The sequence below is a fragment of the Chitinophaga niastensis genome, assembly GCF_003014755.1.
Lineage (GTDB): Bacteria > Bacteroidota > Bacteroidia > Chitinophagales > Chitinophagaceae > Chitinophaga > Chitinophaga niastensis.
Map to the genome: position 1 here is coordinate 686,379 of NZ_PYAW01000003.1, position 25,176 is coordinate 711,554.

29 protein-coding genes are annotated in these 25,176 nt (G+C 43.7%); 10 read left to right on the plus strand and 19 right to left on the minus strand.

The genetic code is table 11. The features are described from left to right. Positions 1 to 37: 37 nt before the first annotated feature. Entirely contained in the window at positions 38 to 1,729 is a 1,692-nt protein-coding gene (locus CLV51_RS17430) for a sodium:solute symporter family transporter (protein WP_106529332.1), read from the minus strand. 92 nt (positions 1,730 to 1,821) lie between these two features. Beyond that, positions 1,822 to 2,703, minus strand: coding sequence for an inositol oxygenase family protein (locus CLV51_RS17435; protein WP_106529333.1), 882 nt, complete (start codon positions 2,701 to 2,703; stop codon positions 1,822 to 1,824). Between the two features lie 205 nt (positions 2,704 to 2,908). On the opposite strand from CLV51_RS17435, the gene CLV51_RS17440 reads away from it, so the two are divergent. After that, positions 2,909 to 3,922: a LacI family DNA-binding transcriptional regulator gene (locus tag CLV51_RS17440; protein WP_106529334.1), complete on the plus strand. Its 1,014-nt coding sequence runs from the start codon at positions 2,909 to 2,911 to the stop codon at positions 3,920 to 3,922. Between the two features lie 49 nt (positions 3,923 to 3,971). On the opposite strand, the gene CLV51_RS17445 is transcribed toward CLV51_RS17440, so the two are convergent. From CLV51_RS17445 to CLV51_RS28925, 6 genes are all read right to left on the minus strand, one after another. Then, positions 3,972 to 4,331, minus strand: a complete 360-nt coding sequence (locus CLV51_RS17445; RefSeq protein ID WP_106529335.1) for a nuclear transport factor 2 family protein — start codon at positions 4,329 to 4,331, stop codon at positions 3,972 to 3,974. Positions 4,332 to 4,426: 95 nt separating this feature from the next. Then, positions 4,427 to 4,981, minus strand: a complete 555-nt coding sequence (locus CLV51_RS17450) for a DUF1415 domain-containing protein (RefSeq protein WP_106529626.1) — start codon at positions 4,979 to 4,981, stop codon at positions 4,427 to 4,429. A gap of 45 nt (positions 4,982 to 5,026) precedes the next feature. Next, positions 5,027 to 5,593, minus strand: a complete 567-nt coding sequence (locus CLV51_RS17455) for a hypothetical protein (protein ID WP_106529336.1) — start codon at positions 5,591 to 5,593, stop codon at positions 5,027 to 5,029. Between the two features lie 60 nt (positions 5,594 to 5,653). Next, positions 5,654 to 6,571, minus strand: coding sequence for a class I SAM-dependent methyltransferase (locus CLV51_RS17460; protein ID WP_106529337.1), 918 nt, complete (start codon positions 6,569 to 6,571; stop codon positions 5,654 to 5,656). Between the two features lie 202 nt (positions 6,572 to 6,773). After that, a complete protein-coding gene (locus CLV51_RS17465; RefSeq protein WP_106529338.1) occupies positions 6,774 to 7,736 on the minus strand; it encodes a polyprenyl synthetase family protein in 963 nt (320 codons plus the stop codon). Between the two features lie 14 nt (positions 7,737 to 7,750). Further along, positions 7,751 to 7,996, minus strand: coding sequence for a hypothetical protein (locus CLV51_RS28925; protein WP_146151307.1), 246 nt, complete (start codon positions 7,994 to 7,996; stop codon positions 7,751 to 7,753). A 2-nt stretch (positions 7,997 to 7,998) separates the two neighbouring features. Between CLV51_RS28925 and CLV51_RS17470 the strand changes: the two genes are divergently transcribed. Genes CLV51_RS17470 through CLV51_RS17480 form a run of 3 tightly spaced genes read left to right on the plus strand, consistent with a single transcriptional unit; the run spans position 7,999 to position 10,157 of the window. Beyond that, positions 7,999 to 8,427, plus strand: a complete 429-nt coding sequence (locus tag CLV51_RS17470; protein ID WP_106529339.1) for a response regulator — start codon at positions 7,999 to 8,001, stop codon at positions 8,425 to 8,427. 57 nt (positions 8,428 to 8,484) lie between these two features. Then, entirely contained in the window at positions 8,485 to 9,303 is an 819-nt protein-coding gene (locus tag CLV51_RS17475; protein WP_106529340.1) for a helix-turn-helix domain-containing protein, read from the plus strand. A 38-nt stretch (positions 9,304 to 9,341) separates the two neighbouring features. Then, positions 9,342 to 10,157 (plus strand): SDR family NAD(P)-dependent oxidoreductase, encoded by an 816-nt coding sequence (locus CLV51_RS17480; RefSeq protein ID WP_106529341.1) that lies wholly within the window; start codon positions 9,342 to 9,344, stop codon positions 10,155 to 10,157. A 58-nt stretch (positions 10,158 to 10,215) separates the two neighbouring features. On the opposite strand, the gene CLV51_RS17485 is transcribed toward CLV51_RS17480, so the two are convergent. The 4 genes from CLV51_RS17485 to CLV51_RS17500 all read right to left on the minus strand — a co-directional run bounded on the left by CLV51_RS17485 (position 10,216) and on the right by CLV51_RS17500 (position 12,631). Next, the gene (locus CLV51_RS17485; RefSeq protein ID WP_106529342.1) at positions 10,216 to 10,641 is read right to left on the minus strand and encodes a DoxX family protein; all 426 of its coding nucleotides are present in this window, start codon (positions 10,639 to 10,641) and stop codon (positions 10,216 to 10,218) included. A 3-nt stretch (positions 10,642 to 10,644) separates the two neighbouring features. After that, the gene (locus CLV51_RS17490) at positions 10,645 to 11,394 is read right to left on the minus strand and encodes an HvfC/BufC N-terminal domain-containing protein (protein ID WP_106529343.1); all 750 of its coding nucleotides are present in this window, start codon (positions 11,392 to 11,394) and stop codon (positions 10,645 to 10,647) included. Further along, on the minus strand, positions 11,378 to 12,205 hold the full coding sequence (locus CLV51_RS17495) for an HvfB family MNIO-type RiPP peptide maturase (protein ID WP_106529627.1): 828 nt from the start codon (positions 12,203 to 12,205) through the stop codon (positions 11,378 to 11,380). Before CLV51_RS17495 ends, CLV51_RS17490 begins: the two co-directional genes overlap by 17 nt. An 84-nt stretch (positions 12,206 to 12,289) precedes the next feature. Continuing rightward, positions 12,290 to 12,631, minus strand: coding sequence for a hypothetical protein (locus CLV51_RS17500; RefSeq protein ID WP_106529344.1), 342 nt, complete (start codon positions 12,629 to 12,631; stop codon positions 12,290 to 12,292). A gap of 550 nt (positions 12,632 to 13,181) precedes the next feature. Between CLV51_RS17500 and CLV51_RS17505 the strand changes: the two genes are divergently transcribed. Then, a complete protein-coding gene (locus CLV51_RS17505) occupies positions 13,182 to 13,910 on the plus strand; it encodes a hypothetical protein (RefSeq protein ID WP_106529345.1) in 729 nt (242 codons plus the stop codon). A 7-nt stretch (positions 13,911 to 13,917) separates the two neighbouring features. On the opposite strand, the gene CLV51_RS17510 is transcribed toward CLV51_RS17505, so the two are convergent. Beyond that, a complete protein-coding gene (locus tag CLV51_RS17510; protein ID WP_106529346.1) occupies positions 13,918 to 14,784 on the minus strand; it encodes a hypothetical protein in 867 nt (288 codons plus the stop codon). A 78-nt stretch (positions 14,785 to 14,862) separates the two neighbouring features. Next, positions 14,863 to 15,846 carry a LuxE/PaaK family acyltransferase gene (locus CLV51_RS17515; protein WP_106529347.1) on the minus strand — a complete coding sequence of 328 codons (984 nt, stop codon included), beginning with the start codon at positions 15,844 to 15,846 and terminating at the stop codon, positions 14,863 to 14,865. Positions 15,847 to 15,996: 150 nt separating this feature from the next. Here CLV51_RS17515 and CLV51_RS17520 point away from each other — a divergent pair, with 150 nt between their 5' ends. The 4 genes from CLV51_RS17520 to CLV51_RS17535 all read left to right on the plus strand — a co-directional run bounded on the left by CLV51_RS17520 (position 15,997) and on the right by CLV51_RS17535 (position 20,157). Next, entirely contained in the window at positions 15,997 to 16,455 is a 459-nt protein-coding gene (locus tag CLV51_RS17520; RefSeq protein ID WP_106529348.1) for a hypothetical protein, read from the plus strand. A 90-nt stretch (positions 16,456 to 16,545) separates the two neighbouring features. Next, complete coding sequence (locus tag CLV51_RS17525) at positions 16,546 to 18,084, plus strand: acyl-CoA carboxylase subunit beta (RefSeq protein ID WP_106529349.1); 1,539 nt, start codon at positions 16,546 to 16,548, stop codon at positions 18,082 to 18,084. Positions 18,085 to 18,176: 92 nt separating this feature from the next. Then, positions 18,177 to 19,016, plus strand: coding sequence for a UbiA family prenyltransferase (locus tag CLV51_RS17530; RefSeq protein WP_106529350.1), 840 nt, complete (start codon positions 18,177 to 18,179; stop codon positions 19,014 to 19,016). Positions 19,017 to 19,053: 37 nt separating this feature from the next. After that, a complete protein-coding gene (locus CLV51_RS17535; protein WP_106529351.1) occupies positions 19,054 to 20,157 on the plus strand; it encodes a M42 family metallopeptidase in 1,104 nt (367 codons plus the stop codon). A 119-nt stretch (positions 20,158 to 20,276) separates the two neighbouring features. Here CLV51_RS17535 and CLV51_RS17540 read toward each other — a convergent pair whose 3' ends face one another. Beyond that, entirely contained in the window at positions 20,277 to 21,044 is a 768-nt protein-coding gene (locus tag CLV51_RS17540) for a hypothetical protein (protein ID WP_106529352.1), read from the minus strand. Between the two features lie 201 nt (positions 21,045 to 21,245). Between CLV51_RS17540 and bioB the strand changes: the two genes are divergently transcribed. Further along, positions 21,246 to 22,232, plus strand: a complete 987-nt coding sequence (bioB, locus tag CLV51_RS17545) for a biotin synthase BioB (RefSeq protein ID WP_106529353.1) — start codon at positions 21,246 to 21,248, stop codon at positions 22,230 to 22,232. Between the two features lie 48 nt (positions 22,233 to 22,280). Here the strand turns inward: bioB and CLV51_RS17550 are convergent, their stop codons facing one another. From CLV51_RS17550 to ytxJ, 4 genes are all read right to left on the minus strand, one after another. Beyond that, positions 22,281 to 23,552 (minus strand): hypothetical protein, encoded by a 1,272-nt coding sequence (locus CLV51_RS17550; RefSeq protein ID WP_106529354.1) that lies wholly within the window; start codon positions 23,550 to 23,552, stop codon positions 22,281 to 22,283. A 35-nt stretch (positions 23,553 to 23,587) separates the two neighbouring features. Next, positions 23,588 to 24,013, minus strand: coding sequence for a type II 3-dehydroquinate dehydratase (gene aroQ, locus CLV51_RS17555; protein WP_106529355.1), 426 nt, complete (start codon positions 24,011 to 24,013; stop codon positions 23,588 to 23,590). Between the two features lie 37 nt (positions 24,014 to 24,050). Next, positions 24,051 to 24,629: a UbiX family flavin prenyltransferase gene (locus CLV51_RS17560; RefSeq protein WP_106529356.1), complete on the minus strand. Its 579-nt coding sequence runs from the start codon at positions 24,627 to 24,629 to the stop codon at positions 24,051 to 24,053. Positions 24,630 to 24,746: 117 nt separating this feature from the next. Then, positions 24,747 to 25,079 (minus strand): bacillithiol system redox-active protein YtxJ, encoded by a 333-nt coding sequence (ytxJ, locus tag CLV51_RS17565; RefSeq protein WP_106529357.1) that lies wholly within the window; start codon positions 25,077 to 25,079, stop codon positions 24,747 to 24,749. Positions 25,080 to 25,176 lie beyond the last annotated feature (97 nt).

The window sequence follows — 25,176 nt, forward strand, 5'->3', positions numbered from 1 at the left end:
GTAATCAGCATAATCAGTCTAATCGGGAGAAAGACATCTACCAGAACTTCACATATATCGCCGATAACAACAACAATATCGTAACGATCAATATAACAGAAGACGGTTTTAATTTAAACATCTCATCATTCAATTCAAACGCTTTGGCACTGACTTTAGGACCCGCAAGACTAATACCCACCATCACCAGCACGGTGGTCAGGAAAGACCAGCCAAGGCTGATAAAAAACGGGATTTCATAATCGCCCTTTGCATTGTGGAAAGCAGTATAAAGAACTGTTTCAGGGCCCATCATTTTCACCGCTACCTGGTTAAAAAACAAGGAGGCCGCAAAACCGGTAATGATGCCGGCAATGGCTGCGGTACCACTGGTTCTTTTCCAGAACATACCCAAAATAAAGGTGGCAAAAACACCCGGACTAATAAAACTGGAATACTTCTGTACAAAAGTATAACCGCCTTCTCCGCTGATACCTAAAAGATCATTCCAGGTAAACAATACCCCAATAACAGTGGCTACCAGGATGGTGATTCGTCCCATCCATACCAGCTGCTTTTCATCTGCTTTTGTATTGATGTATTTCTTGTAAACATCTAAGGTAAAAATAGTGGAAATACTGTTGGACTTTCCGGCGAGAGAAGCTACAATCGCTGCCGTTAAAGCCGCTACTGCTAGCCCTTTCAGGCCGGCCGGCAATAACGTAAGAATAGCCGCATAGGCACCATCTTTATGTCCGCCTTCCAGTTGCGGCAAATGCCCGCTCTGGTATAACACATACGCCACTATCCCGGGCAACATTACAATAACAGGCATCAGTATTTTTAATAGCCCGGCAAATAAAATACCGGTACGCGCAGTTTGCAGATCCGCGCCCAGTGCCCGCTGGGTAATATATTGATTGCATCCCCAATAGTTAAGGTTGCTGATCCATTGCCCGGCCATGTACATACCAAAACCCGGTAAGATCAAATACTTATTAACATATTCCTGCGGCGCAGCCACAGCAGGCTTCTTCAGCATCATATGAAAGTGGTCCGGTGCTTCTCTCATCAGTATATTAAATCCTGCAATCACATCTTTCCCCATCCCAAATTTTTCACTCACTACTGTTAAGGCCATATAGGTAGTAGCCAACCCACCAATGATCAAAACACCTACCTGTATTACATCTGTGTAACCTATCACCTTCATGCCGCCAAGTGTTATAATAACGGAGAAGATGGCCAGCACAATCATTACTTCGTGAAAATAAGCACCTCCCAATAAGCCGTTAATAGCCAGGGCACCGAGATAGAGAATAGAAGTAAGATTAACAAAAACATACAGGAACAACCAAAACACCGACATGATCAACGCTACCGTTTCATTATACCTTGTTTTGAGAAACTGCGGCATGGTGTATATTTTGTTTTTAATATACACCGGCATTAAAAATACGGCTACAATAATCAATGCGGCTGCACCTACCCATTCATATACGGATACTGCGATGCCTACAAAAAAACCATCACCACTCATGCCTATAAATTGTTCGGCGGAAATATTGGAAGCAATGATAGAGGCGCCAATGGCCCACCACGTAAGCGAACCCTCGGCCAGAAAGAAATTTTTTGACTCGCTGACGGCACCTTTCTTCTTTCTTTTATAAATCCAAAATCCGTAGGACGCAACAATAATAAAATACAAAGCAAAAACCAGGTAGTCTTTTAAGACAAGTTGATTACTCATAAGTGGACCATATCATTGATGAAAATTGCTGCGGTTGAACAGCTGTTTGTTACGTGGATGTATGCACCTGGATTGAAATGTAGTTTATTTTTTTAGAATTTTAAGGTAGATGGTAAATATTTAGCTACCAGATCTTCATAATAAGACTTCAGCTTTTTCCAGTCTGGTGGAACAGGACTCTTGGAATACAGATCATATGGGTTAAACAGGTCTACCCACTTAAACATTTCATGATCATGTGCATTCATTAAATGTCCGTAGGCATGCTCCCGGTGCTGCGGATAAAAGGAATGATAGCGCAACATATATAAAGCCGGTTCAGGCAAATGATCTTTCATCATATTGTACACATACTCATCATGTCCCCAGCTCAGGTGTACATTATCCAAACCGCAGTTGGGTTCATACACGCCATATTTGGTGTTATAATCAGGGTTGTTGATATCCGGATTGTTTTTAAAATATTCAGGAAAGACAATCTTATCGGAAAATGCACAACCTACCGGGAAAGTATCTCCTACAACAGCCCACTGTGGCTCACCAAACAGACATAATACTTTTCCCATATCATGAAACAAGCCGGTAAGTACCATCCAGTCGGGGTGACCGTCGGCACGAATAGCTTCTGATGTTTGTAGTAAATGCTGGAACTGATCCAGGTCTGTATCCGGGTCAGAGTCATCTACCAGCTGATTCAGGAACTCAAATGCTGCCCATACAGACATCTCTCTTTTGTTGAAAGAAAGGAACTCTTTTTCTTTATCTCTTACAAAAGCATACGACTGGTAAGTATGATTAAGGCGATAAAATTCGCGTACTGTATCCCGTGGCGGACTATCATAATTCCGGAACGCTGCAGTGGTCTTTTCCTTGGTGATGGCGGCAGGATCAGGATAGCGATGTAGTAGATCATCTTCCCAATGATCCAGAGAAGTTAATGGTGCTGGATTTGGCTGCCCTGTAACGTTATCCATAGTTTTAATTTTTTTAATAAGATAATAATTTTATCATATACGCATGTCCGTGGTAACTAATCGTCGTTGTGGGGGTCTCGTGGTTTGTGGAATATCTCATCAGTATGCTGCCCACCCCATCATAAATATGCAATCTTTTTAAAAATCTTCCGCATAATAGAATAACTTTATTTACTTAACCGATTAAGTAAAGTACAGGCTAACTATGGAAAATGTAACACTCAGGATGCTCGCCGAAAAACTGCAATTGTCCACTGCTACTATTTCAAAAGCCCTGAATAACAGCCATGAGATCAGTAAGGAAACGAAACAGCGTGTACTGGCGCTGGCTACCGAACTCAATTATGTACCTAACCCATATGCCAGTAGTTTAAGAAAAAAATCCAGTAGCACTATTGCGGTAGTGATTCCGGAGGTGGCAGACAGCTATTTTGCAGAAGCCATTAACGGCATTGAAACCATTGCCCAGGAAAAAGGATACCATGTATTGATTTATTTAACACATGAAAATTTCGGGAAAGAACAGGCTATCCTGAGAGATTTTCAAAGCGGCCGGGTAGATGGTATACTGATATCCGTTACCACCGAAACAGCTGCCGCCAAACATGACCTGGAACAACTCGCCAAAGAAATACCCTTGGTATTTTTTGACCGCGTTTGCGAAGAAGTGGCCGCTGCAAAAATCACCACCGATGATGTGGAAAGCGGCTATAAAGCTACAGAACACCTCATTGCAAATGGATGCAGGAACATCGCGCTATTATCCGTTTCTAAAAACTTATCTATCAGCAATAAACGTATGGAAGGCTTCCAGCAGGCCCTCGCCGCTCATCAGCTGCCATTCAGCGAGTCTGCTGTTACCTATTGTTCCAACGATGCGGCCGCCAATCATGCACTCATTAAAAACGTTATACAACTGCATCAATATGATGGCATTGTTGCCACTACAGAAAAGCTCTCTACTGCTATTTACCTTGTATGTGAAGAATTACAGTTGCACATACCAAACGATATAAAAGTAATTGGCTTCTCTAATCTCTCTACTGCGCGGTTCTTAAATCCATCATTGACCACTATCACCCAACCCGCTTTTGATATGGGGAAAGCCGCTGCCACACTGCTGTTTAAAGCATTAAAAAGTAGCGGCTTTAACTTACAGGAGGAAAACCTGGTAATTCCTTCTACCCTCATGGTGAGAAATTCTACCGTAGGAAAATAAAAATGCCGGTAAGAAAATCCCACCGGCAAAAAATAAATGTTTTATTTATCTACATAAAAAATTGCTCAGACACCACTTTACCATCTTTCACCTGGTAAACACAAATCTCATCAAATGTCATACGGTCTTTACCTTTCATGGTAACATCCATGCTTAAAATAAAGGCAATGGAATTACCGGTTACCAATGGTTCAGAAACCTTGCTGCTATGAAATGCTTCCACCATAGATTCAAATTTGTGGCCCTTCTCAAGGATATTGGATAAGCCTTTCGTTTCTTTATCAAAGTCGGGGGTAGCATAAGGTTCAATGCTCACTACATCATCCGCATATAATTCTTTTTGCGCCGCTTCATATTGTCCCTGCTGACAAAGTTCTGCGAGGCGGGTAGCAATTTCTTTTGTAGTCATGGTATTATTATTTTTAGTTTTAACTCACCAAATCTAACAAATTAAGACCGTTAATGTATGCTTCGGGCTGCTGATCAGGTAAATATAATAATCGCTTAAAAACAGCTGTCCCTAAGCATTTTCATATAGGCAATGCCTTTTTCACGGGCAAAATTTACATTACGATCCGGAATATGCTCCGGGTGCGGATAATGGGCTAATGCCTGCTCAATACTCTCTTCTCTTAAAAGATGCAACATCGGGTACAACGACCGGTTGGTATAATTTGCTGCATCATCCAGGGCAGTACCGGCAAACTGGTAAAGCGGGTGAAAACTGGCCAACTGATAGATGCCTTCGTATTTTTTCTGTCTCAATAATTTTTCTCCGGCATTCACCAGGTCGAGGTAATCCGTAAACCGGGGAAATCCATCCGGAAAAATCAGTAAAGTAGTTTCAACAGCGGGGTTTTGATCCAGGTATATACATTCCTGCAATAAGGCTTCCCGGGCAGCGCTGAGCGTGGTGGCGCTATTTACCTGGTAACGAATACTATCGCGCTTTACTTCCCGGGCTGCAAACGGACAGAAATTACATCCCACTACCAGCTCTCTGATCCAGTTTTTTGTTTGTGTAATAATCTTATCTGTTTGTTCCACGTTGTATATCATAGCTGCAAAGGTAATACAGCACCCGGACTTATCAGGCAATAACGTTTAAGTGAACAGTGGTGCGTTGATAGATAAAGGCGCAAAATATTTAGCCACCACAGCTCCAAACTCCTGCTCCAGTGCCTGCCACTCTGCTGTAGCTAATGGTAAAAATCCTAATGTATCATTACCACCGGAAGCAATACAAAATCTTATTTCAAAATCCGGTTGTAAGGCATTATTTAATGCTATTAATGTGAGATCCCTGTCTTCTGGTGTAATACTTAACTTCAGCTTATGCGCTTTTCCTTTATAGTGTATAATCAGCTCCAGCCCTGCATCTTTGAGGTCATTTACCGTCACCGTAAGATGACCGGTATGCAATACATTTTCACAATACCGGATCATTGCTTCTTCTTCATCTCCCCAATCAATCCACATCACTATATCGTTGGTATCTCTGAAAGTATCATCAAAAAAAGTGGCTGATCCGTTTGATAAATAAGTCCTGATCAGTTGCATCTTATCACTACGATCCATTTTCTTTTCACTACCCTTGGGGGATGTAACCTTTGCCGGATCAGTATTTCCACTATTATTTCTGGCAAACCAGTTCTTAATTAAATCAAACATATTCTTTTTTTGAAAAGGGGAAGATCCATTACTTTTTATAATAAAAAATGCTGGCAATAATTATCTTCTCGTAATAACAGTATTCTGAAAATGATCATCTACCTGGTAATGACGGATATCATATGTATCTGCTGATAAATATTCTTCTATCATGGGTAACTGTGGGGCATAATGATAACTACCACCGGGTTGCAGTGCACCGAGGATTTCCATATATTTTTTTGCATAGCCCAGGTGCTGCCCGTTACTACGCTGATGATGATGTAAGAAGTGATTAGAAAAGGAGAGATTGGAGATAATAGTACCCCAGTAATTGCCGGCCAGCTCGTATTCCAGCCAGTCGCCCGCCTGCAGGTAATATTCCGGATCGTCAATAAAACGATCTATTCCAAAGGCCTCCACGCCGTTTTGGCGCAGGTGACGCACCAGGTTAGCGTTTTGTCCGCAGCCGATATCCAGCACCGGACCTTTCATGGTAGCGATATCCAGGCGTAATACAGCCAGCTGAATAGCTGGTGAATATTCCGCGCAAACTACTTCCTGCACATGCGAATGCGCAATGCCATTCACTTCACGGGCAAAAGGATTGGTTTGCAGCAGCCACTGCGTGAGGCGTTGTCCATGTAGTCTTTCCAGGTTGTCAAAATCATGAAATCTACTGCTGAGGGTGGTCACAATGTCGTCCAGCAGCGTGCTATATATGGCTTTTAAAGACACACCCGCAGCGCCCGATACATCTATGTACTGGTTAGCAGCACAGAAAGCCAGTTGCGCCTGTACGGTCAGGTAATGAACCAGACCTGCTGTCTGCCCATCCGCATCTAACTGTAAAATTTCCTGCGGATAGGTAGCCAGCAAGTACCTGGTATAAGGGGTCCACGCCAATAAGGCATCTTTCCCACCATAGAAAAGGTTTAGATTTTTGTTATGATGATGTTGTGATGATATACTTTGAATGACCTTTTGGATAACAGACATGCGAACACTTTAGAAATACAAAGATACGCCGCCTTTAAGGATTACTGGTAGGTAATCCGTACAATCCTCCTGGTGGTAGAGTAATCGTGCTTTGTAAAGCCATCAACATCGCCTTTTCGCCATTCTGCGGTAAAATCCTGCTGATACCACCGCTCACAGCATTATCGTTAAGAGAAATGCCTCCACTGGCCGATATAGCTAACTAATATTCCCTGTCTGTAGTGTACCGCACCAACTCTTCTAATGCTGTTCTTGCGGGCGACGCAGGGAAAGTATATAATAACTGAAACGCTTCATCCCTATACGTCATCATCTTCTCTTCCGCATACTGCAGGCCGCCGGACTTGTTCACTTCTTCCACTACATAATTCACTTTATCTTTATCTGTATGCTGGTACTTTACTATATGGAGCAACTTTTTACGGAGTACAGGATCGCAATGTTGGAGTGTATATATAAGTGGCAGCGTCACTTTTCTTTCCTTGATATCATTTCCGGTGGGTTTACCAATATTTGTTTTACCATAATCAAACAGGTCGTCTTTCAGTTGAAATGCCATGCCTACTTTCTGACCAAAATCATGCAGCTGCCGGATGGATGTTTCATCATCAAAGGTAGAAGAGGCACCGGCGGCACAAGCCGCTGCCAGGAAAGAAGCCGTTTTTGCATTGATCAGCTCATAATAGTCTTTCTCTTCAAAACTCAGCTTATTGGTTTTTGTCATCTGCAACAACTCCCCTTCAATCATCTGCCGGATAGCAGCTGAATAAATATTGAGAATTTTGAAGTCGCTGTTATCCAAAGACAACAATACACCTTTTGTAAAAAGATGATCTCCCACCATAACGGCTATACGATTTTTCCACAATGCATTTACAGAGAAAGCGCCGCGCCGCTTCATAGAGTCGTCTACCATATCATCATGCACAAGGGAAGCAGTATGCAGGAGTTCCACCAGTAAGGCAGCCCGGTAGCTGCTATCATTGATAGTACCTCCCAACTGGGCGCATAACAGTACAAACATAGGCCGCATCTGCTTTCCCTTATGGGCAGAAATGTCCTGCATGATCCTGTTAAGCAATGCCACGTCACTTTTCATGGCATCATTAAATATCTCTTCAAACCGGTTAAGCTCCGTACCTATAGTTTCCCTGGCTAACTGCATAATAAATAAAGCAACTAAATGCGGCCGAAATTACTACTTCTGCGGGAAACCTGAGCCTGCGCTATTTTATCAGTAGGAAGCAATGCTTTATTATTGCTGTAGAGCAACCTCTTCCCCGACGGCGATAAAATTCCACACATTGTACCGTACAAATATTTTACGGAGGCCAACAAACCCGCCATGGAAGGGCTTCTGGCAATGGCATTTCCTTTGCACTTCACAAAAGATAACCTACTGGTAAAATCAGGTAAATTTTTCACGGATGTTTAATAATATTCAGATAATAGTAGCCGAAGATGATCCCGAAGACGTATTTATTATGCAGATGATGAGTAAGGAACTGTCATTTTCGGATACGATTCATTTTGTGAAAGATGGAGTATATGTACTGGATTACCTGGAAGGACTACACGAAAACCAAATGCCTATGCTGATTATCCTGGATCTCAACATGCCCCGTTTATCGGGCACACAAACCCTGGAGGCATTGAAACAAGACGAGCGGTATAAAAATATACCGGTCATTATCTATTCCACCTTCCTGAATGAAATTCAGATGAAAGCATGTATGAAATTAGGCGCAAAAGCCTATATAATTAAGCCCAATACCTACGAAGAAGGATTAAAAACAATGCAGCAATTCCACGATTATAGCATTGGAAGCATCGCATATCCGGCAATGACAGGTTAAATAAATACCCAATTAAATTCCCCGGGCAATTTCATCATTCCTGATTATCTTTATAACATGTTGCAATACCAGGAACTTTTACCGCTGTCGCCCCGGCTGCTGCCATACATTGAAAGCTACTTTACCATCTCAGGTGCGGGAAAAATTCCCACAAAGTATATCATGCCCCGTCCGGGAACAGCCTTAACCATTGATTTTACAGGTAAGTATTACAATGGAGACAATTTCCTGAAAATGGCGCTCTGCGGACCACATGAACAACCCTACCTGATCAGTTCGCACACTTCCCAAACAGACTGCATCGTTATAAAATTTACGTCCTTCGGGCTTAGCCGTTTTATCAATATCCCCCTGAATACACTGGTGAACCAGGTGGTAGATGCAACGGATATTTTTGATAAAGAGATGACCACCTTATTTTCCCGGCTGGAAGACCACTCCTCCCCTATACAACGGATACGCCTATTGGAAAACTATTTACTGCAACGCCTGAACGAACCCGTGAACACTGACATATCTATTTTCCGGATGGCCGGTCAGATTGCATTACAACAGGAAAATCTGTCCATACCCACGTTGCTGGAGGATATCCCACTGAGTATCCGCCAAACCGAGCGTCGTTTCAAACAGCTGATCGGAACCGATCTGCAAACTTATCTCCGCGTTTGCCGTTTCAACGCAGCTAAAAAACTACTGCTCCATAGCACCTCCCGGCGCCTCACCGATATTGCCTACAATGCGCAATACTACGACCAGGCCCATTTCTCCAATGAATTCAAACGCCTTTCCGGCATCAGGCCCGGCAAATACGATGCCTGTGGCGAAAGCCGGCATGCAGCCCCACACACAAAAGATGTCGTTCTGATACAATTCTGAAGACCCGCCGCCATGTAAATTTGTATAAAATTACAAACATGGATCTCGGATTATCAGCTAAAACAATACTCATTACCGGTGGAAGCAAAGGCATCGGAGAAGCTACTGCAATGGCATTTGCCAAAGAACCCGGCACACAGGTAGCTATCACTTATTTTCAGGGCAAAACGCAGGCGGAAAGCATCGTTGATAAAATCAATGCTGCCGGTGGCAAAGCCATGGCTGTATACATGGAGCTCGGCAACCACCCATCCATCATACAAGCCGTGGAAGAGGTAGTACAGGCATGGGGACAAATAGATGTGCTGGTAAATAATGCTATCCAATGGGGTAACGCTGAATACCGCGGAAAACACCTGGAAGAAATTCCAATATCTGCCTGGGAATACGTGATTAATACCAATCTCTTTAGCCTGGTAAAACTTACACAACTGGTATTGCCGTATATGCGTAACCGTAACTGGGGCCGCATCGTAAATATCTCCAGCGATCTCGCCTTCGACAGCATGAAAGGTTCCGGTGCATACAGCGCCTTAAAAGCCTCCCTGTTGGGTCTTACCGCCAATCTGGTAGAAGAATATTCGCCCTATAATATTCTCACCAACACCGTCGTGCCCAGCTGGACACAAACCGAAAAAGCCCTGCAATACTTTCCGGCCAGTTTACATGAAGCTATGAAACAAGCCTTTCCCACCGGAAGGATTACCCAGCCGGAAGATGTAGCCAATACCATCTTGTTTTTGTGCTCCGCAGCCAACGGGCATGTAAATGGAGAAACCATCAGGGTTACAGGTAAAGGAGCAATGCCATTGATGAATCACGTGATCAAAGGGCATATGGCAGCGGCAAAATAATTATGGTAAAACCCCGGAAGGGCAGCATTCTGTCAAAATGGGGTTTTGCTTTATATGATTACCTGCGTTCCAAAAAGTAATCAATACCAATCCTCCCGCTACCAAATATTAACAGCGTGAACAGCATAATAATATAGTACAGCGGAATTTCATAACCATTATCACCGGCTGCAAAGCCATTGGCCCCGTGTACAGTGATAATAGCAATGATCAGGCTAAAAATCAGCGGAATGGTAATATAGCGTACAAACAAGCCCAGTGTTAATAACACCACGCCCAGCACTTCTGTAATGCCTACCATGTAAGCGCTCACATAAGGCATGGGTATATGTAGCAGCACAAACCAATCGCCAATACCGTGAATATCTTTCCACTTCATAGTAGCCGGTAAATAAAAGCCATAAGCCAGTACCAGCCGCATTAACAGTAAAGGCAAATCCTTTAAGGATGATAGGCGACGGGCAAAAGAAGCGTAGGTGCGCATATGTTACGATTGAAAGCCCAGCACGAAGTGCTGTTGCTGCATGTGTTGTAAAAAGTCGATGGTATCTTCTTCCAGTGTATCCGTGTCCGTTATATTCAACTGCGGTGCATAATCCAGTATATCCCTTACCGTTATACCCAATACCAGTTGCTCTGTTAAAAATGCCAGCCAGGGCGATAAATCTATAAACTCCACATTACCTGTTTCCGCATCACGATACAGCAACACAAAATAAGCTCCCTTATTTTGTATCATTTTTTTGGGATTAGCTTCCAGGTGAACAGGGTAGGCAAAAGAAAGCAATTTATGCTCAGGATTCAATACCAACGGCGTTTCCAGCCAGTCACCCTGTAAGGTAAAAGGTGGTGCAGGGATATCTTCCATATTATACACTTCCATTTCTGCCCACTCAAAACCCAGCAGGTCATTCAGATAAGGAATGTCATATACTTCTTCCCAATTATTTTCTACAGCATAAGTGTAAAACTCCAGCGGCAATTTCCACACCTGGTACGACTGACAGGCATGGTTGGCAAAAAAATCTTTCACCATCTTATTCCATTTCCTGACAGGAATATTTTTAAAGGCAATAGGGAAAGCACTTTCCATGGTGTCGTTAATCATGTTAAACACCAGGGCGCGGTAGTATTTCAGCCTGTTGGGAGTAACGCCGGGCAAGCGCACTTTTTCACCTGTTCTGCAATAGGCAGAAAAAGTTTGCTGTATATGATAGGTGTCAGGCAACAAGTTCATTTTTCAGTTTCCATTGTTTGTGACAAATATTTTTCAGTCTTGATAACTCACCCTGCAGCTCCTGCATCTCCGGAATATTAAAATCCCTTTCAAGCAATACAGGTACGGGTTGCAGGTGTTGCAGCGTCCATTCAAACAGGTCGTATACCGGATCAATAATGGGCTCACCATGTGTATCAATAATCAGATCAGGCGCCACCTGCTCATGACCAGCCATATGAATGTAAGCTACCTTATCCAGCGGCAGCTGCTGTATAAACGCTTTTGCATCGTACTGATGATTAAAAGCATTTACATAAATATTATTAACATCCAGCAGCAACTGACAACCAGATTGACGTACAATTTCATTGATAAAATCCACCTCACTCATTTCTGCCGCCACAGGTGTATAATAAGATACTATTTCCATGGCCAGCGGCCGCTCCAGATAATCCTGCACCTGCCGGATGCGGCCCGCAATATGTTTCACGGCATCCATCCGGAATGGGATAGGCAACAGATCATACATATGCGCGTTATCGCATTTGGAATAGCTCAGATGCTCAGAATATAACTGCACTTTATATTCGTTCAGAAATGTTTTGACGTAATGCAGAAACTCTTTGTTTAACTCCTCCGGACTACCAATAGACAAGGAAAGTCCATGACATAAAACCGGGTATTTCTCCACCACACGATGCAATACTTTCTTCCAGTAGCCGCCGATGTTCATCCAGTTTTCAGGAGCAAACTCAATAAAGTCGGGCTTTATATGTTCCCCGCTGATCATCTCTTCCGCAAACTCTCTGCGAAAACCTATACCTACCATGATGATAATATTTATGGCGTTACGGTAAAAACAGTGAAAGGCCGGTTGTTGCGTACCACGCCGGCCTTTCAACTGGTTAAAAAACTATTGGCCGGATTTGGCAGTACTGTCGGCTTTATGTTTGCCTTTCTTGCCACCTTTCTTATTACCACATTTGCCTTCACCACATTTGCCCTGTCCGCATTTGCCTTCTTTCATTTTACCTGCAGCAGTGCTGTCTTTCTTTGCACCACAAGACAGTTCAATGGAATTAGCAGCAGTAGTAGCAGCACCGGTTAAAGCGCTTCTTACAGCAGCACCGGAACCCATGTTGGTGTAACTTACAGGTTTTGCAGATACCTGTAGCGTTGCCAAACCAAGGATCGCGCTGGCAACTAAAGAACCGGAAAACAATACTTTTTTACTGATTGAATTGTTGTTTTTCATGTTTTGAGAATTTTAATACTTAGTGAAAAAATTTATGTGTTTATCAGGTAGACGTGATTAATTACTATTCATTAGCACTGCTTACAGTTAATTACAGGAATGCTTCAACCCGATTCGTTGCATACAGCATAATTGATGTTGCAACTGCTTTTTCGCCGGTATGGTAGCCGCTTTACAGCAAGGCATTAATATATGTAAGTGCTTTTCCATGCTTAATTACTGAACCAGTTTTAATCAGGGCAAGCACTTAATACAACTTAACCCGGATACTGATTCAATGATTAGACGTTCTGATCGAAAGATCCTTACAAATTGTTGCAGATTTTTTTTGTAGTGATATTTCTGATGGAAAACAATTTATCCTGTTTTGCATATATCACTGTAGAAGCTTACGGAAAACTACTTCTTTTAGTTTTCTCACCCTCCAAAAAAAATGTTAAAGGTTAAAAGGAGATTAAAGAATGATAAACAGGTGACCCCGTATAACACTGATTCAGCATTTTATCCTATTTTTGGCTTGTACCCAATGAATTTGCTATAAACTCGTCTCATGAAAAATGAAATGTCTCCTGTAACGTCCGTTTACTTTGTAGCGTTAATAAAGGCATATTTACGTGGTACTAAAACCAGGCAGGAAGTAATACAGGACCTATACAACACTACTTCTCTCCTGCAAAAAGAAGAAGATAACGGTAAAGAGGTAACACAACTGCTGTTTAAAATCGCCAGCGAAATAAATGAAAACTATTACCAGGACATTGTAACAGGTATTACACACGCTTCAGATACTACGCCTACCCGCGAGGGTATGGTACATCAGCTGCAAGCCATGCTAACAGGTTTTATTACCCCAAAACAATTGTATCAGTGGGCTACCTGGCACAATAATAATGAAGCCGATACCGACAGCGGCAGCAGCTTTTTTGATGATATTGCGGTTGATTATTTTTGTACACAACTGCTACCCGCATCATTTGAAGAACTGACCACCGCACAATATAAACAGGCACTGAAAATATTTCAATCTACTCATCATAATACGCTGAAAGACAAAGTAGCATTGGTATTGCTGTCGGATAAAGAAAAACAACGCTTTTTATTTTATCTGGGAGATTATATCCAGGGACATACCTCTCCGGAACAACTGGATGTATACCTGCTGCATAAATTTGGCATGGATCATCACTCCTTTCCTTATATGTCTTCTTTATCTGCTATCATGCAGGAACCCGGCAAACTGAGTGCACTATTGAATATGGCCGCTATGATAGAAAACTAATGACAGGCTACCGGATCACATCCATTACCGCTATCTTCCTGTTCTCTCCCCTCACAATATCTGTTGTATAAGTAATCACTTTATCGCCGTTGCTATACTCTAAAAGCATCTCCAATGGCATGGCCACCGGCGGATAGCTGCCGGCAATAAGCATGGTTTCTATCTGATCCTTATAATTTTCAGGAATAAAGGCGTAGCCGGGAAACAAAGTATGTGGCTGCATGGGCACCCATACCCGGGCACCGATCAGGGCACGGCTGGTAATGTTCACTTTCCCGGAATCAGACCGCGCGTTATTGGCCTGGTATTCTTCACAAACGATGCCGGCAATCACTTTTTTATCGCCTGTTTTCACCAGCTGGTTCAAATAGCCCGTTTCTCCGGGATACACCGGCTCCATCGTTTGCAGGTCCAGTTTTTCCCTGGTACCACTGCCTATTTTGTGGATGGCGGTAATACTTAGTTGAGATCCTTTAGCGAAATCAGCATAAAACTGATAACGGGCGCCGGTGCTCTTACTGATGAGATGCACGCCCAGCTGAGGGGCAGCACTACTATAATAAATCACCACGTCTTCCCCTCCCTTAATAACCCGTTGGTTACCTTGCCAGGCTTCGGTTTCCTGGTATACAGCAATATCAAATTCATATACAGAGTCTACCTGCACCTGGTCATTACCACCAATGATCAGCGATGGATTTTCGTTTACCGGCTTTAAGTTAGTAGTTTCATAAGGCCCCTCTTCTTCTTCCGTGGAATCCACTCTGGCCGTGGTGAGGCTGTGGACCTTGTCCTTCATTTTTTTCAGGAACTGCGCCTGGATAGTGTTTACGCAGAGGATACACGCAAGGAGTAGCAACACCCGCTTATTCATAGGAATAGTTTTACTGTAGCAATTTACATTAAATAAATTTACTATAATATAACGGCAGCGGTTAAACGGAAGAAGCAGCTAGCTCACCATCAGGCTGCAACCCCGGAGTGCAGAATTATCCAGTCGCCCCAGCACTTCAAAACGGCCATCCTCCTGCATCCGGCCTATATCTTCTGTGGCTATAAATGCGCAGGAATAAATGTTGGCAAGGTCTATTACATTCATCACACCGGCACCTTTACCGGCTGAAATCTGGAAAGGATCGTTTTCATCGCGCAGCAGCACTTTCATCCATGGGGGTGTTTCAAACAGGCCATTACCTTTGGAATAAGCCTGCGATAAGAGTTCTGTCATGCCATATTCCGCATGAATAACCGTGGCGCCCAGCCTTTCCTGCAAAAAAGCATGTACTTCCTGCCGGGTCCACTCTTCTCTTCTGCCTTTCATACCACCGGTTTCCATCACAATAGTATTTTTCAACTGCAGGGAGTATTGTTCTGCAAAGTCCAGCAAGCCAAAGGTGACGCCAATCAGCAGTACTTTTTGCCCGCGGGCTTCCAGCACCTGTAACTGCTGATACAACTTATCATGCTCATAGAGGTAAAAGCCACTCTCTTTCCGGCCGCTACGAACCACCATTTCCTGTACCATACGTACCAGCGATGAATGTTGCCGCTCCAGGTAAGAAGGCAGCAAACCCACAATTACATAATCGCTCACCGGACCATAAAACTGCTCAAAAGCGGTCATAAAGCTTTGGGTATAGATAGCCGCGTCCTTCACCAGGTGCCGGCTGTTGACCGTTTGTGTAGTGCCGCTGCTCTCAAATACCAACTCCGGCTCAAACGTGCCGCATACAACCGTATGTGTTTTGAAGAACTGTATAGGCAGAAAAGGAATCTTTAATATACTTTTCACCGTATCTGGTTGTATATGCAGGGCATCGGTGTAAGCGCGGTATAGCGCATTTTCCCGGTACTGGTATTGAAACAGCTCCAGGGCTGCGGCTTCCAGCCCACTTGCCTGCAATGAAAAAATATGTTCCGGTGAAATGACGGTCATGTATATCTGGCTTTAAAATCACACAAAGTTAGGCAGAAGAATAAATTTACCCACGGTAAGTAACAATTGTACCAAAAAAAACGTTTTGTGAAAGATGGGTTGAGATAGCTGATTATTTGTATATTTCCTAAATTAATGTAGGTTTGTTTTATGAAGAAAATTCTGTTTTTGTCCCTGGTGGCCGGTTTGCTTTACGCCTGTAAAAAGGATAATATTGGCACAAAACCTATTCTCACCTTTTCACGTTACAGCCAACCTTCACTTGATAGTGGTACACAACAGTTTGATGTGGTGTTCAATGTACGTGATGGTGACGGAGACATCGAAAATGTAATTGCCTGGAAAATTCATTACATTCAAACACCGCCCACCCCTCCTGCCGATACATTCACCTATTCCACAATGCCCAATATTGGTCAGAACAAAGGCAATAGTGTAAAGGCCGAAGTATCCATAAACATGCAAACCATTTCCTTTAATCTGTGGAATCCGGATAAAGGCGCCAAGCCTGACAGCCTTTGGTATACCGCTTTTATATTGGATAATGCCGGACACTCCAGTGATACAATCGTAACACCTAAAATACCGATATTTAAGAGTAAGTCCTGATTACAAAATACCTTACATTTACAACATACAAAGGATTCCTTCATCAAAAGGAATCCTTTTATTTTTAGCTTTACTTTTCATTTTCAGCATATGAATAAAATAGAAGAATTACAGTCGAAGATAGCCGAAGCTATGTTAGGTGGAGGCGAAATACGTGTTGCTTCGCAACACAAAAAAGGAAAGCTCACTGCCCGCGAAAGGTTACAGTTATTGTTGGATGAAGGTTCTTTTGAAGAACTGGACATGCTGGTTACAAACCGCAACCGTGGCCTCACCGCCGACCAGGAGCAGTTCCTGGGCGATGGCGTGGTAACCGGTTATGGCACGGTAAACGGGCGACTGATATATGTCTTCTCACAGGATTTTACTGTTTATGGTGGTAGCTTATCCGAACCACATGCCCGCAAGATCTGCAAGATCATGGACCTCGCTGTGCAAAACGGCGCTCCGCTGATAGGACTGAACGATAGCGGTGGTGCACGTATCCAGGAAGGTGTAGTGAGTTTGGGTGGTTATGCAGATATCTTTTACCGCAACACCCGGGCATCCGGCGTTATTCCACAGATTTCAGCCATCATGGGGCCCTGCGCCGGCGGTGCGGTGTATTCTCCTGCTATCACCGATTTTATCCTGATGGTGGAGCAAACATCTTATATGTTTGTTACCGGACCTAATGTGGTTAAGACTGTTACCCATGAAGAAGTAACTTCTGAAGAACTGGGCGGTGCACAAACACATGCTTCCAAAAGCGGTGTTACCCACTTTGCCTGCAGCAATGAAGTAGAATGTATCCAATACATCAAACAGCTGTTGAGCTACATGCCGCAGAACTGCGAAGAAACGGCACCTGTTTACCCATATGAGCCTGGCAATGAAGTGAGAGAAGCCCTCAACACCTTGATACCAGCCCATCCCAACCAGCCGTATGATATGAAAGAAGCGATTGCGCTCATCACGGATACGGACAGCTTCTTTGAAGTGCACAAAAATTTTGCAGAAAATATGATTGTGGGCTTTGCCCGCATTGCCGGTAGAAGTATTGGTATTGTCGCCAATCAACCTGCGCACCTGGCGGGCGTATTGGACATCCATGCGTCTGTAAAAGGTGCCCGTTTCACCCGCTTCTGCGATGCCTTCAACATCCCGCTGCTGGTACTGGTAGACGTACCCGGCTTCCTTCCCGGCACCGACCAGGAATGGAATGGTATCATCACCAACGGTGCTAAACTGCTGTATGCGCTCAGCGAAGCCACCGTTCCAAAACTTACCGTTACCACCCGCAAAGCTTATGGTGGCGCCTATTGCGTGATGAACTCCAAACACATCGGTGCTGATCTCAACTTTGCTTTTCCACAGGCAGAAATAGCCGTAATGGGCGCTAAAGGGGCAGTAGAAATCATCTTTAAAAAAGAAATTGATAGCGCTCCGGACCCGGAAGCACGTATGAATGAACTGGTAGCCGATTATACAGAAAGATTCGCGAACCCTTACCTGGCAGCGGAAAAAGGGTATATCGATGAGGTAATCAAACCAGAGCAGACACGCATCAAACTGATAAAAGGTTTCAAAATGCTCGAAAATAAAGTGGTAAATATGCCGCGAAAAAAACACGGCAATATACCTTTGTAATAGCCTTTAGCGATTAGCTGTTAGCTTTTAGCAGATCAGTAAAAAGCGCATGATCAGGACAGCTAAAAGCTAATCGCTAAAAGCTAAAAGCTATGCTTAGAACCATTTTCAACTTCATTCTATTCACATCGATCTATATTTCGCTGTGTGCGCTGCTGATGATCTGGCAAACCAATCAGTTGCTGCATCTCCATTACAAGGAAAATACCTTTTACCTGTTTGTCTTTTTCTCTACCATCTGCAGTTATAACTTCCACTGGTACCTCACACCCGGCACTTACTCCTCCTCAGAAAGAATCCGCTGGGGAGAAAAATACCGTACCCTGATGTTGTTGCTTTGTGGCATGGGCATGATCGGTTCCCTGTATTTCTTCTGGCAGCTACGGGAACACTGGCTGGTATTAAGCGGCAGCGCTATGCTTACCTTTTTATATTCCGCACCTAAAGTGCCGCATAAAACATTTACCTGGCTCAGCAAAATAGCCATTGGGAAAACATTATTCCTCACGTTTGTGTGGACGTATGTATCTACGCTACTTCCTGCACTGGTAGCGGATCATCCTATTACAGTACCGGTGGTGTTCCTCACCCTGCACCGTTTCTTTCTGATTTATGCTATCTGCATTTTATTTGACTACCGCGACCGGGAGTCAGATAAAAAAGAAGGCATCCGTAGCCTGATTACCTATCTCGATACAAAAGATCTCAACAAACTCTACTACTTTTCCTTGCTGATGGCAGCCGTCTGCGCCGGGCTGATGGGCCCTTTCATCTCTTTCTCCGCGGTTATTACACTGATGATTCCTGTAATAGCTACTGCCCTCATTACCCGTAAAGCACAACATACCGCCTCCGACTATCTCTTCTACTTTGTACTCGACGGATTTATGGCTTTATCCGCATTACTGTATCTGATCGTGGCTTTTATCTAAAATTGTTACATTTGCCCGATCACAATCTGCAAAAATTATGTCCAAAAAACAGAAATCCATATTCACGAAGGAATCATTAACGTTCCTGGAAAGCTACCTGAATAACCCATCTCCTACCGGTTTTGAGAAAGAAGGCCAAAAGCTCTGGCTGAAATACCTTACCCCGTACATTGACGAACATTATGTAGATGCTTATGGCTCTGCAGTAGGTATTATCAATCCCAAGGCAGCATTTAAAGTGGTGATAGAAGCCCACGCCGATGAGATTTCCTGGTTTGTAAACTATATCTCGCCGGAGGGCCTGATCTATGTAATCCGCAATGGTGGCTCTGATCAACAGATAGCTCCTTCAAAAAGGGTAAATATACATACAGAAAAAGGCTCCGTAAAAGCAGTTTTTGGCTGGCCGGCCATTCATACCCGTATGCGTAGCAGCGGCGATGGTAAAGAACCACAACCTAAAGTAGAAAACATTTTCCTGGACTGTGGCGCACGCTCCCGCAAGGAAGTAGAAGACCTCGGCATCCATGTAGGCTGTGTATGTACTTTTGATGATGGTTTTGAAGAACTGAACTACGATTATTATATCTGCCGTGCTATTGATAACCGCATTGGTGGCTTTATGATAGCAGAGGTAGCACGTCTGCTGAAAGAAAAGAAACAGCAATTACCATTCGGTTTATACATTGTAAATGCAGTGCAGGAAGAAGTTGGATTACGTGGTGCAGAAATGATTGCCAAACGCATTAAGCCTGATGTAGCCATCATTACAGATGTAACGCACGATACCACCACGCCGATGATCAATAAAAACATTGAAGGCGAAATCAAATGCGGTGGCGGTCCCAGCATCACTTATGGTCCTGCTGTACACAACATCCTGCGCGATCTCATCATCAAAACCGCGAAAAAGAACGATATCCCGCATCAGCTGCATGCCGTAAGCCGCAGTACCGGTACCGATACCGATGCTTTTGCTTACAGCAATGATGGTACACCCTCTGCGCTGATCAGTCTTCCTTTACGCTATATGCACACCACCGTGGAAATGGTGAAGAAAGATGATATCGAACATACCATCCAGTTGATTTATCAAACATTATTGAATATTACACCTAAGACAAATTTTCAATATCTGTAGCGTATTTTGTCTTTCTCCTGATTAGACTGATTATGCTGATTACACTGATTTTATTTTCAATCTTAATAAATCAAAAAAATAAAATCAGTGTAATCAGTCTAATCGGGAGAAAGACAAAATCAATTGCGGAAAAAATCCGCTGCCCGGCTCACTTTATCTACCCAGGCTCCTGAGCTTGCCTGTAACACATACTCACTCAATCCCACTTTAGTCGCACCTGGCGCCCAGTCGTAAGTATAGCCCATCCGTGTCCATGGATAATGATAATCTGTAGCGGATGTTAACGGCCGGTAATACGCGAAAATAATGTAGTTATTAAACCAGGTTACAAATGCCGGAGGTGCGTTGTTAACCAGCACAGCACCGCTGCTTTTGGTATCAATGGCAGGATTACCTGCAGGACGATACAAACGCGCTGCATTCACCCATATTTCAGCAATATGTGTATTGCTTTTGGTGTTGACAGGCGGCAGGCCAAGCAGCTGGCAAATACGCATAATCGTATCTGATGTAGGTGTAAAAGACGCTGCTATCCTGCTCTTCATCTGTTTAGGAATAAACAGCCAGGATTCGCCCCATACGTTGGTGATAGAATCACCTACCGGATAACTGCCTGGATAGCGCATGAAGGTGGCCAGTAATACATAAGATTGCCCATTAATGGTTTTCCATTGCAAATCAGGATTATCAGGCGTTATGGGCGATAACGCATTGGAAATTTCGCTGCTATCTGCCACCATGGCGTCCTGTACGGCTTGTCCGTACAATTGCTCCATGTTATACACTGGCTGAACAACGGGGGTATCATTTTTTTTACACCCGGTAAATGCAATAGCAGCAAATAAAAAGTACGCGGGCAACTTAATGCCGGAGGGGAAATTTTTCATAGAAGTGGTTTTCTGGATGGACGGTTATTAAATTTGAGTACCGCAAATAACTGTTTTTCAATGGAATGAACAAGTTTTTAATTAATTACGAATTGCGAATTACGAATTACGGATAAGAGCGATCTTCGCTTATATCCGTAATTCGTAATTCGCAATTCGTAATTAATCATTAGGTTTGCCACTTAAATAATACCTATCCAAATGCAAGATGTGCAGATCCGTCATGACTGGACGTTAGAAGAAATTAAAGCTATTTACAACACTCCGTTGCTGGAACTGGTGTACCGTGCTGCCACTATTCACCGCCAATACCAGGATACAGCAGAAGTGCAGGTTTGCACCCTCTTATCCATCAAAACAGGCGGATGCCCGGAAGATTGCGCTTACTGCCCCCAGGCTGCCAGATATAACACCGACATCAATGTACATGGCCTCCTGAAAAAAGAGGATGTGATGAGTTATGCCCAAAAAGCCAAAGACGCCGGTTCTACCCGTTTCTGCATGGGTGCTGCATGGCGCGAAGTACGCGACAACCGCGACTTTGACCGTGTCATTGAAATGGTAAAAGGCGTAAATGAACTGGGCATGGAAGTATGCTGTACACTGGGTATGCTGAACGAAGAACAAGCTAAAAAGCTGGCAGATGCCGGTTTATTCGCATATAACCACAACCTGGATACTTCCAGAGAACACTACGAAGAAATCATCACCACCCGTACTTACGACGACCGTTTACAAACACTGGACAACGTAAGAAAAGCTGGCGTGAGCGTATGTTGTGGCGGTATCATTGGCCTGGGCGAATCGCATGAAGACCGTATCGCCATGCTGTATACCCTCAGCAGCCTCCCGGCTCACCCCGAGTCAGTGCCTATTAATGCCCTGACCCGTATAAAAGGTACACCGCTGGAACATCTCCCTAAAGTAGAATTCTGGGACATGGTACGCATGATCGCCACTACCCGCATCCTCATGCCTAAGGCCATGGTGCGCTTAAGTGCCGGCCGTGCAGAAATGAGTATGTCTGATCAGGCATTATGCTTTATGGCAGGCGCCAACTCCATCTTTACCGGAGAAAAATTACTGACTACAGGCAATCCTTCTTTTGAAGAAGATCATATGATGTTTGAACTGCTGGGACTGAAAGCCAGAGAGGCTTTCAAAACAGAAGCAGCCAGCTGTTGCTAAAATAAAAAAGGCCGCATACAAAGCTATTTTTGTATGCGGCTTTTTATTTTATTCCAGTATCAGCTTGATTTCATTATTCTTTCGCATATCGGTGCTAAGGCGCAGCGTTTTAGTTTTCAGGCCATACCGGATCCGCAGTGCTGCCGTATTGGGTGGGATCTTTCCGAGATTATCGGCCATAAATAGCAATGTATTTTCACCCCGTTGCAGCCTTGCTGAAATTGTCTGTGGTGCGTTCTTCACAGGAAAACCAGTGGCTATCCAATTTCCGTTCAGACACAAAGAAATACTATCTCCATCTTCCCTTTGTGCATCCCATAATTCCAACACTATATCAGCAGTATCCACCTGGATGGTGGCAACAGGCGTTGTTACCCTTCCTTTGGCAATACTGCTTAATTTATTATTATTTTCAGATGGTTTGTGGTAAATATCTGCTACAATGAATGTGGCAAATACATTAGATCGTGTGCTGAAATTCAAGTTATATTCCTTGTTGTCAATTTTCATATACAGATACCCTGTATTGGGCGGAATGCCCCCAAGATTGTCAGCAAAAAAAGTAAAAAGGTTCCTGCCCGTATCCAGTCTTACATTCAGCCGCCGGTTCTTATCATTTACTTCTTCCTTGCTAAATAGCGGTTTACCATTTTGCAGGAGCGTAACAGTATCCCTGTCATATTTTTCCTGGTCTTCCACCTGCATTACCACCATACTGTCACTGGACATAATGCGGCCATTGAGGCCCAGGTAAACATTACTGATTTCAGGATGAAGGATACGCTGCACACTGGAATCTGACAGTGGGTTGTTGCTGATTTTCTTTAACGTGATGGAATCTCTGTACAGGAAGTCCCGTAATGCCACTTTACTATGCTCCCATAAGTCTCCATCAGGATCTCCCTCATATTCCATACCTCTCATCCAGATCCCAAATTTGTCTACCCACTTCCGGCTCACTGCTATCTTAGCATTATTGAAATCCAGCGTACCATTGAGATACCACAGCCAGATGCCTAGTTTATAAGGGGTTTCCAGCAAAGGATATTTACCGCGGCCAATCCCTAGTTGCTGATCATTTTTCCCGACCAGCAACAGCTCATAGATACCTGTAAATTTTCCGTATTGTAATTTTATTTTGGCAGGATATAGCTGCCCGTTATCTGGTGCACCTATTTGTAACTCCAGGGTGATGGCGGCCATCTCGCCCGGGAGCTTACGGGACATTTGCCAGGTACCAGACCATTTATCGGCCTGGGCAACTACACCAGAAGCAGTGCAGGTTAACAAAAAAAGGAGCACGAGCAATTGCTGTTTCATTGCCGTAAAATAAGGGTTGAATTAAACTTAAAATATTATAAGTCGCCCATGCCAAAATACTCCACTCCCAACTGGTATCCCTTCAAACCTAATCCACATATACTTCCTATACATTTAGGGGCGATGAGTGAAATATGTCTGAATTCTTCGCGGGCATATATGTTGCTGATATGTATTTCCATTACAGGTGTTTTAATACCGGCAATAGCATCGCGGATAGCGATAGAGGTATGCGTATAGGCGCCGGCGTTAAGCAGGATGCCATCGTAAGAAAAACCTACTTCATGTAAATAATTAATCAGCTCTCCTTCTATGTTGCTTTGAAAATAAGTGAAATGTACTGCGGGGAATTGCAATTGCAGACTTTTAAAATAATGATCAAAAGACTCACTGCCATAGATACCTGTCTCACGCTTGCCCAGCAGGTTCAGATTAGGCCCGTTAATTATAGCTATTTGCATGGTTATGTTTATAGAATGATGAATGTGACGAAGATACTCAATCCTGTTTATTATTATCGCTGCCCCAACGGTAAGTTTGTTGCTCAATACCAGCCAGGTCAATGATGCGGTCTACTACCGTAGCAGCCATTTCTTCCATGTTGGCAGGAACGCTGTAAAAGGAAGGAGTAGCCGGGCAAATAATACCACCGGCCATGGTTACGGCTTCCATATTTTTTATGTGAATGAGGTTGTAAGGTGTTTCACGCACCACGCATATCAGTTTTCTTCTCTCTTTTAATACAACATCTGCTGCACGGGTAATCAGGTCATTGGAAATGCCTGTGGCAATGCGTCCCAATGTGCCCATTGAACAAGGGCAGATGATCATGGTATTAAAACGTCCGGAGCCGGAGGCAAAAGGTGCATGGAAATCCTGTTGGGTATACAGGCGGAAAGGCAACTGTTGATAATCTTCATTTCTCAATTCTGTTTGCCATACAGTTTTGGCGTTTTCTGTCATAACTACTGCTACCTGGTCCAGCTGATCATGGGCAGCTTGCAGCTTTTGCAGCAACTGCCGGGCATAAATGGAACCGCTGGCTCCCGTAACTGCTACTACTATACGATGTTTCATTTGGCTATCCTATTGATAGTGCAAAGCTAGCCTATTATACGTTAAGGGAATACAGCAAGCCTTAAATACCCGGCCGGGGCCAGGTAACCGACAAGCAGAGAATAGCCTGGAGAAGGATTATATTCCTGCCTGTGCTACAATTTCATCCATTAAAATACCGCTGTGGCTTTCATCATAGATACATTCGCCGTTGCGGATCAATAATAACTGTGGGGATTCGTGAGGTATGTTATAAGTTTCAGCCACTTTGTTGGAAAGCGCCCGATTGGCGATGAGATCAAGATAATAAAACGTTAACCCTTCCGGAGCAGCTGCACGATCTAACCTGGCTTTGGCCATCGAGCTGATAGAACATCGCGTGCTGTGTTTAAAAATAGCTACCGGCTGATGAGCAGATGCCGTATTTATTTCGGGAAGTTGTTCCTCGCTGATTAACGTTTTCCAATTCATTTAACAAGTTTTAATATGTTTTATCGCAGGCGCTTTAGCCATTCCCCTCATCGGACATCCCAATTTCTGGTGGCTTGCGCAGGACGTTAAAAAAGCA

Coding starts and splice junctions, on each gene's coding strand:
- CLV51_RS17435 (WP_106529333.1), bottom strand. CDS start 2,703: ATGGATAACGTTACAGGGCAGCCAAATCCAGCACCATTAACTTCTCTG.
- CLV51_RS17475 (WP_106529340.1), top strand. CDS start 8,485: ATGTTGCAATACCAGGAACTTTTACCGCTGTCGCCCCGGCTGCTGCCA.
- CLV51_RS17560 (WP_106529356.1), bottom strand. CDS start 24,629: ATGAAACATCGTATAGTAGTAGCAGTTACGGGAGCCAGCGGTTCCATT.
- CLV51_RS17485 (WP_106529342.1), bottom strand. CDS start 10,641: ATGCGCACCTACGCTTCTTTTGCCCGTCGCCTATCATCCTTAAAGGAT.
- aroQ (WP_106529355.1), bottom strand. CDS start 24,013: ATGCAAATAGCTATAATTAACGGGCCTAATCTGAACCTGCTGGGCAAG.
- ytxJ (WP_106529357.1), bottom strand. CDS start 25,079: ATGAATTGGAAAACGTTAATCAGCGAGGAACAACTTCCCGAAATAAAT.
- CLV51_RS17470 (WP_106529339.1), top strand. CDS start 7,999: ATGTTTAATAATATTCAGATAATAGTAGCCGAAGATGATCCCGAAGAC.
- CLV51_RS17450 (WP_106529626.1), bottom strand. CDS start 4,981: ATGATATACAACGTGGAACAAACAGATAAGATTATTACACAAACAAAA.
- CLV51_RS17500 (WP_106529344.1), bottom strand. CDS start 12,631: ATGAAAAACAACAATTCAATCAGTAAAAAAGTATTGTTTTCCGGTTCT.
- CLV51_RS17525 (WP_106529349.1), top strand. CDS start 16,546: ATGAATAAAATAGAAGAATTACAGTCGAAGATAGCCGAAGCTATGTTA.
- CLV51_RS17440 (WP_106529334.1), top strand. CDS start 2,909: ATGGAAAATGTAACACTCAGGATGCTCGCCGAAAAACTGCAATTGTCC.
- CLV51_RS17445 (WP_106529335.1), bottom strand. CDS start 4,331: ATGACTACAAAAGAAATTGCTACCCGCCTCGCAGAACTTTGTCAGCAG.
- bioB (WP_106529353.1), top strand. CDS start 21,246: ATGCAAGATGTGCAGATCCGTCATGACTGGACGTTAGAAGAAATTAAA.
- CLV51_RS17430 (WP_106529332.1), bottom strand. CDS start 1,729: ATGAGTAATCAACTTGTCTTAAAAGACTACCTGGTTTTTGCTTTGTAT.
- CLV51_RS17535 (WP_106529351.1), top strand. CDS start 19,054: ATGTCCAAAAAACAGAAATCCATATTCACGAAGGAATCATTAACGTTC.
- CLV51_RS17530 (WP_106529350.1), top strand. CDS start 18,177: ATGCTTAGAACCATTTTCAACTTCATTCTATTCACATCGATCTATATT.
- CLV51_RS17495 (WP_106529627.1), bottom strand. CDS start 12,205: ATGGTAGGTATAGGTTTTCGCAGAGAGTTTGCGGAAGAGATGATCAGC.
- CLV51_RS17540 (WP_106529352.1), bottom strand. CDS start 21,044: ATGAAAAATTTCCCCTCCGGCATTAAGTTGCCCGCGTACTTTTTATTT.
- CLV51_RS17460 (WP_106529337.1), bottom strand. CDS start 6,571: ATGTCTGTTATCCAAAAGGTCATTCAAAGTATATCATCACAACATCAT.
- CLV51_RS17550 (WP_106529354.1), bottom strand. CDS start 23,552: ATGAAACAGCAATTGCTCGTGCTCCTTTTTTTGTTAACCTGCACTGCT.
- CLV51_RS17465 (WP_106529338.1), bottom strand. CDS start 7,736: ATGCAGTTAGCCAGGGAAACTATAGGTACGGAGCTTAACCGGTTTGAA.
- CLV51_RS17505 (WP_106529345.1), top strand. CDS start 13,182: ATGAAAAATGAAATGTCTCCTGTAACGTCCGTTTACTTTGTAGCGTTA.
- CLV51_RS17520 (WP_106529348.1), top strand. CDS start 15,997: ATGAAGAAAATTCTGTTTTTGTCCCTGGTGGCCGGTTTGCTTTACGCC.
- CLV51_RS17510 (WP_106529346.1), bottom strand. CDS start 14,784: ATGAATAAGCGGGTGTTGCTACTCCTTGCGTGTATCCTCTGCGTAAAC.
- CLV51_RS17455 (WP_106529336.1), bottom strand. CDS start 5,593: ATGTTTGATTTAATTAAGAACTGGTTTGCCAGAAATAATAGTGGAAAT.
- CLV51_RS17490 (WP_106529343.1), bottom strand. CDS start 11,394: ATGAACTTGTTGCCTGACACCTATCATATACAGCAAACTTTTTCTGCC.
- CLV51_RS17515 (WP_106529347.1), bottom strand. CDS start 15,846: ATGACCGTCATTTCACCGGAACATATTTTTTCATTGCAGGCAAGTGGG.
- CLV51_RS17480 (WP_106529341.1), top strand. CDS start 9,342: ATGGATCTCGGATTATCAGCTAAAACAATACTCATTACCGGTGGAAGC.